This is a genomic window from Hansschlegelia beijingensis, assembly GCF_045505405.1.
Classification (GTDB): Bacteria; Pseudomonadota; Alphaproteobacteria; order Rhizobiales; family Methylopilaceae; genus Methylopila; species Methylopila beijingensis_A.
Genome location: NZ_JBJKEX010000215.1, coordinates 1 through 5,204 on the forward strand (window position 1 = coordinate 1; position 5,204 = coordinate 5,204).

Genomic DNA, 5,204 nt, shown 5'->3' on the forward strand with positions numbered 1-5,204 from the left:
CGACCTCGAGCGCGGTCCGGTTGCCGATGCGGGCCGCGAGACCCTGCGCCGGCACGGCGTCGCGCAGCGCCTGGCGCTCCTGCGCCGACCAGCCCTTCACCAGCTCCCACGCCGCGTCGAGGCTCGGCTGATGGTAGAACAGCCCGACCCAGAAGGCCGGCAGCGCGCAGATCCGGCTGGTCGGCCCGGAGTCAGCGCCGCGCATCTCCAGGAAGCGCTTCAGCCGGACCTCGGGGAAGATCGTCGACAGATGGTTCGCCCAGTCCGCGACCGTCGCGCGCTCGCCCGGCAGCTGCGGCAGGCGGCCGGCCATCAGGTCGCGGAACGAGGCGCCGGCGACGTCGTGATAGTGGTCGCCGCGCTTCACGAAATACATCGGCACGTCGAGCGCGTAGTCGACATAGCGCTCGAAGCCCATGCCGTCCTCGAACACGAAGGGCAGCATGCCGGCGCGGGCGTTGTCGGTGTCGCGCCAGATCTCCGAGCGCGCCGACAGGAAGCCGTTCGGCTTGCCGTCGGTGAAGGGCGAGTTCGCGAACAGCGCGGTGGCGATCGGCTGCAGCGCGAGCCCGACCCGCATCTTGCGCACCATGTCGGCTTCGCTCGAGAAATCGAGGTTCACCTGCACGGTCGCGGTCCGGTACATCATGTCGAGGCCGCGCGAGCCGACCTTCGGCATGTAGCGGGTCATGATGCCGTAGCGGCCCTTGGGCATCACCGGCGTCTCGGCCAGCGACCATTTGGGGCTCATGCCGAGCCCGAGGAAGCCGAGCCCGAGCGGATTGGCGATCTCGCGCACCTGCGCGAGGTGGGCGTGCAGCTCCGAGCAGGTCTGGTGCAGCGTCTCGAGCGGCGCCCCGGAGAGCTCGAACTGTCCGCCGGGCTCCAGGCTGATCGCGCCGCCGCCGGTGACGTCATAGAGGCCGATGATGTGGCCGGCCTCCATGATCGGCTCCCAGCCGAGCAGGCACTGCATGCCGTCGAGCAGCGCCCGGATGCCGGCCGGCCCCTCATAGGCGACGGGCGACAGGTCGGCGCGGCGGAACGGAAACTTCTCGTGCTCGGTGCCGATGCGGAACTGCGCCGGGGGGCGGCAGCCCGCCTCCAGATAGGCCACGAGCTCCTCGCGCGACGCGATCGGAGTGGAGTCGGTCAGGTCACGCGCCATCGGGGATCCCGCGATAAACAGCGCCGTCAGTTAGGCTCTCGGCGGGCGACCGTCCAGTAGGGCCGGGAGCGCGCGCCTCGGCGCCCCGGCTCTTGCTGGCTTCCGCGCCCGCTCGACGCGCGGCGCGTCAGCCCTTGATCAGCACCCGCGTCCCGACGCCGGCCCGGTCGTAGAGATCGATGATGTCGTGGTTGAACATCCGGATGCAGCCCGACGACATCGCATGACCGATCGAGCGCGGCTCGTTGGTGCCGTGGATGCGATAGGAGGAGTCCCGGCCGCCCTGGTAGAGATAGAGCGCGCGCGCCCCGAGCGGGTTCTGCAGGCCGCCGTCCATTCCGCTCGCCCAGCGTCCATAGAGCGTGGGGTTGCGCCGGATCATGGCGGGCGTCGGGGTCCAGCGCGGCCACTGGGCCTTGCGCTGAACGGTCGCCCGGCCGCTCCACTCGAAGCCCTCGCGGCCGACGCCGATGCCATAGCGGATCGCCTGGCCGCCGCTCTGCACGAGGTAGAGGTGCTTCTCGACCGGCCGCACCACGATCGTGCCGGGCGCCTCGCCGGTCGGGTCGGCGACGCGGCGGCGCAGCACCGAGGGGTCCAGGTTGCGCCAGTTCATCGCCGGCAGCGGGAACTTCTCGTTCGGCTTGGCGCCGTAGATCTCCGAATAGTCGAAGCCGCTGTCGCCGGCGAACAGGTCGCCCATGTCCATGCTCGGCGCGGCGCAGGCCGCGAGCGCAAGCGGAGCGGTGGCCACGAAGGCGCGGCGGGTCATGCCAGCGGGCGCTGGCGCGAAGCGGTCTCGATCGGTCATGCAGGGTCCGTCCACTGGATCAAAAAGACGAATGGCCGGACCGCCCCCCGGACGGTCCGGCCATCTGATGGCGGGCGCTTGCGCACCCGCCGCGAGCCCGCTCGCCCCCCGGCGCGGGCTCGAACTCCTGCATCAGGACCGGACGACCACCTTGGTGCCGAGCGGCACGCGCGAGTAGAGGTCGATCACGTCCTGGTTGAGCATCCGGATGCAGCCCGAAGAGACCGCCTTGCCGATCGAGTAGGGCTCGACCGTGCCGTGGATGCGGAACAGCGTGTCGCGATTGCCTTCCCACAGCGCCATGGAGCGGGCGCCGAGCGGGTTGCCGGGGCCGCCGGGCATGCCGTTGGCGTAAGGCCGGGCGTGCGGGTCGCGGGCGACCATCTCGGCCGGCGGGTGCCAGTCGGGCCATTCCAGCTTGCGGCGGATATAGGCCGTGCCGTTCCAGGCGAAGCCCTCGCGGCCGACGCCGACGCCGTAGCGGATGGCGGTGCCGTCATCTTGGACGAGGTAGAGGTGGCGTTCGCGGGGATCGATGACGATGGTGCCCGGCGCCTCGCCCGTGGTGTTCGGGACGACCTGCTTCAGGAACTTCGAGTCGATCTTCTCGAGGTTCACCGGCTTCACCGGGAACGGCTCGTCCGGAACCTCGCCGTAACGGCTGTTGTCGGTGACGTTGGGCGTGAAGGCCGGCGAACTCGGGAGCGGCGCGGGAGCGAACGCCATCGGGTCGGTCGCGCCGGCCGGCGGCAGCGGCCTCGAGCCCGCGCAGGCGGCGAGCACCAGAGGAACGGCCAGCACGGCCGCCCGCCGCATCCAGACCGAGAACGAGGTTGCGACGCTGCGCGAGAAGAAACCTGTCGACATGGAGGTTCGCACTGACTCGTAGAAAGTCCGTCGCATGTCGACGGCGCCATTACGCCTATACGCCGGTAGCGGGCCATCCGGCTCGCCAAGTTCGCGAAAGATCACCGAGTCCCGCAATGGTGCGGCATTTGGGCAACGCAGGCGCGGAGCGCCCGCGCGGCCGCCATCCCCGGGAGAACGATGGCCCCGCGTGGTTAACAGAAGGTCAATCCGGGTCCGCCCGCCAGTCTCCGGCCACGGCCTGAACGAGCGTCAGCGCCGCGACGGCGGCCGTGTCGGCGCGCAGGATCCGCGGCCCGAGCGACAGCCGGACCACGGATGGCAGGCGGAGCAGCGCGGCGCGCTCCTCGGGCGCGAAGCCGCCCTCGGGGCCGATCAGCACGGCGATCGGGCGGCCGGCGAGCGGCCTCAGGGCCGCGACCGGATCCTGCGCGTCCGAATCCTCGTCGCAGAAGGCGAGGGGAGCGTCCGCGGGCCAGCTTTCGAGCGCGCGCGCCAGCGGCTCGGGCTCGTCGATCTCCGGCAGCGCCAGCACGCCGCACTGCTCGGCGGCCTCGACCGCGTTGGCGCGCATCCGCTCGACATTGACGCGGCTCGCCTGGGTGCGGCGGGTGATCACCGGCGACAGCCGCGAGGCGCCCATCTCGACCGCCTTCTGGGCCATGTAGTCGAGCCGGGCGTGCTTGAGCGGCGCGAACAGGTAGCGGACCCTGCCGGCCGGCGTCTGCGGCCGGGTCCGGCGTTCGGCGACGAGCGTGACGCGCTTCTTGGCGACGTCCGAAATCCGCGCGCCCCACTCGCCGTCGCGCCCGTTGAACAGCAGCAGCCCGTCGCCGGCCGCCATCCGCATGACGTTGCGGACGTAATTCGCCTGCGCGTCTTCCAGCACGAGCTCGGCCCCCTCGGCGAGCGGGGCGTCGACGAACAGGCGGGTGGAGGAGAAGTCGTAGGCGGCCAAGGCCTGGCTCCTGAAGGTTCGGCGGCCGTCTTAAGCCGTCCGGCGCCGCAGCCCAAGTCCGCAGCCAAAGTGTCGTGGGCGCGGGCGCGCCGGCTGCGCTTGACCGGCGGAGCGCGATGGCGTCGCCTGTGACGATCCGGTAGCTGAGCGTCCATGTCGCAGATAAACGCCCCCGTCGCCGATGCGCCGCCCGCGAACTGGGTCGACCGGCGCGCGCCGTCCGCCTGGCGGCCTTATCTCAGGCTCGCGCGGGCCGACCGGCCGATCGGGGCCTGGCTGCTGTTCTGGCCGTGCGCCTGGTCGAGCGCGCTCGCGGCCGTGGCCTCCGGCGCGCCGTGGCCGAACCCGTGGCATCTCGCGCTGTTCGCGATCGGCTCGGTCGCGATGCGGGGCGCGGGCTGCGCCTATAACGACCTCGTCGACCGCGACATCGACGCCCAGGTCGCCCGCACCCGCTCCCGCCCGCTGCCGTCGGGCCAGATCACCCCGAAGGCGGCCGCGGTCTTTCTCGGCGTGCTGCTGCTGGTCGGGCTCGCGGTGCTGCTCGCGCTGCCGCCCTTCGCGATCCTGGTCGGCTTCTGCTCGGTGCTGCCGGTCGCGCTCTATCCGTTCATGAAGCGCGTCACCTGGTGGCCGCAGGCGATGCTCGGCGTCTGCTTCGGCTGGGGCGCGCTGATGGGCTGGAGCGCGACGTTCCAGAGCCTCGCCGCGGCGCCGCTGCTGCTGCACGGCGCGGCGTTCCTGTGGATCATCGGCTACGACACGATCTACGCCCACCAGGACAAGGAGGACGACGCGCTGGTCGGCGTCGGCTCCACGGCGCTGCTGTTCGGCCCGCGCACGCGGCCGATCCTGACGGGCCTCTATGCGGGCGCTGCGGTGCTGCTGGGGCTCGCCGCATGGGCGGCCGGCGCCGGGGCCCTGAGCTTCCTTGGCGTCCTGGCCTTCGCGGCGCATTGCGCGTGGCAGATCGCCCGGCTCGACATTGATGAGCCGGCGCTATGTCTGATGCTGTTCAAGTCGAACCGGGAGGCCGGCGCGCTCGTCTTCTTCGGTTTCTGCGCCGACGCCCTGCTGAGGATCTAGGGACCCGAATGACCGAGCCCGCCGTGAAGGATCCGCTGCCGCCTGAACACAGGCGCTTCGTGCTGTTTCAGGCCGGCCTCAGACTGTGGATCGCGCTCGCGATCCTGGTCGCGCTGGGGGCGTGGTTCTTCACGCGCGGCTGAGGGTCAGTCGCGCGCGATGATCTCGCGCTCGTCGCGATGCACGGGCGTCTCCGGCGTCAGGCTGCCGGTCCGGCGCATCGCCTGGAAGCGGGGATAGCGTCTGAACTCCTGAACTCTTGTGATCGAGCGTTCGAGCTGGCGGAGAAGTAGCCGGATGCTCGCGGGGACGTG

6 protein-coding genes are annotated in these 5,204 nt (G+C 71.2%); 2 read left to right on the top strand and 4 right to left on the bottom strand.

What is annotated here, in order from left to right:
- The 4 genes from ACIKT0_RS12600 to ACIKT0_RS12615 all read right to left on the bottom strand — a co-directional run.
- On the bottom strand, positions 1-1,168 hold a 1,168-nt coding region (locus tag ACIKT0_RS12600; RefSeq protein ID WP_407105673.1), incomplete at its 3' end, for a glutamate--cysteine ligase.
- A 127-nt stretch (positions 1,169-1,295) separates the two neighbouring features.
- Positions 1,296-1,979: a L,D-transpeptidase gene (locus ACIKT0_RS12605; protein ID WP_407105674.1), complete on the bottom strand. Its 684-nt coding sequence runs from the start codon at positions 1,977-1,979 to the stop codon at positions 1,296-1,298.
- Positions 1,980-2,111: 132 nt separating this feature from the next.
- Positions 2,112-2,846, bottom strand: coding sequence for a L,D-transpeptidase (locus ACIKT0_RS12610; protein WP_407105675.1), 735 nt, complete (start codon positions 2,844-2,846; stop codon positions 2,112-2,114).
- Positions 2,847-3,051: 205 nt separating this feature from the next.
- A complete protein-coding gene (locus ACIKT0_RS12615; protein ID WP_407105676.1) occupies positions 3,052-3,804 on the bottom strand; it encodes a 16S rRNA (uracil(1498)-N(3))-methyltransferase in 753 nt (250 codons plus the stop codon).
- A 153-nt stretch (positions 3,805-3,957) separates the two neighbouring features.
- Between ACIKT0_RS12615 and ubiA the strand changes: the two genes are divergently transcribed.
- On the top strand, positions 3,958-4,890 hold the full coding sequence (gene ubiA, locus ACIKT0_RS12620) for a 4-hydroxybenzoate octaprenyltransferase (RefSeq protein ID WP_407105678.1): 933 nt from the start codon (positions 3,958-3,960) through the stop codon (positions 4,888-4,890).
- A gap of 8 nt (positions 4,891-4,898) precedes the next feature.
- Positions 4,899-5,033 (top strand): hypothetical protein, encoded by a 135-nt coding sequence (locus tag ACIKT0_RS12625; RefSeq protein ID WP_281375426.1) that lies wholly within the window; start codon positions 4,899-4,901, stop codon positions 5,031-5,033.
- The last annotated feature ends 171 nt before the right edge of the window (positions 5,034-5,204 follow it).

What these genes read in the sequence shown, in the direction of transcription:
- ACIKT0_RS12625 (WP_281375426.1), top strand. Translation starts at nt 4,899, where the DNA reads ATGACCGAGCCCGCCGTGAAGGATCCGCTGCCGCCTGAACACAGGCGC.
- ACIKT0_RS12605 (WP_407105674.1), bottom strand. Translation starts at nt 1,979, where the DNA reads ATGACCGATCGAGACCGCTTCGCGCCAGCGCCCGCTGGCATGACCCGC.
- ACIKT0_RS12610 (WP_407105675.1), bottom strand. Translation starts at nt 2,846, where the DNA reads ATGTCGACAGGTTTCTTCTCGCGCAGCGTCGCAACCTCGTTCTCGGTC.
- ubiA (WP_407105678.1), top strand. Translation starts at nt 3,958, where the DNA reads ATGTCGCAGATAAACGCCCCCGTCGCCGATGCGCCGCCCGCGAACTGG.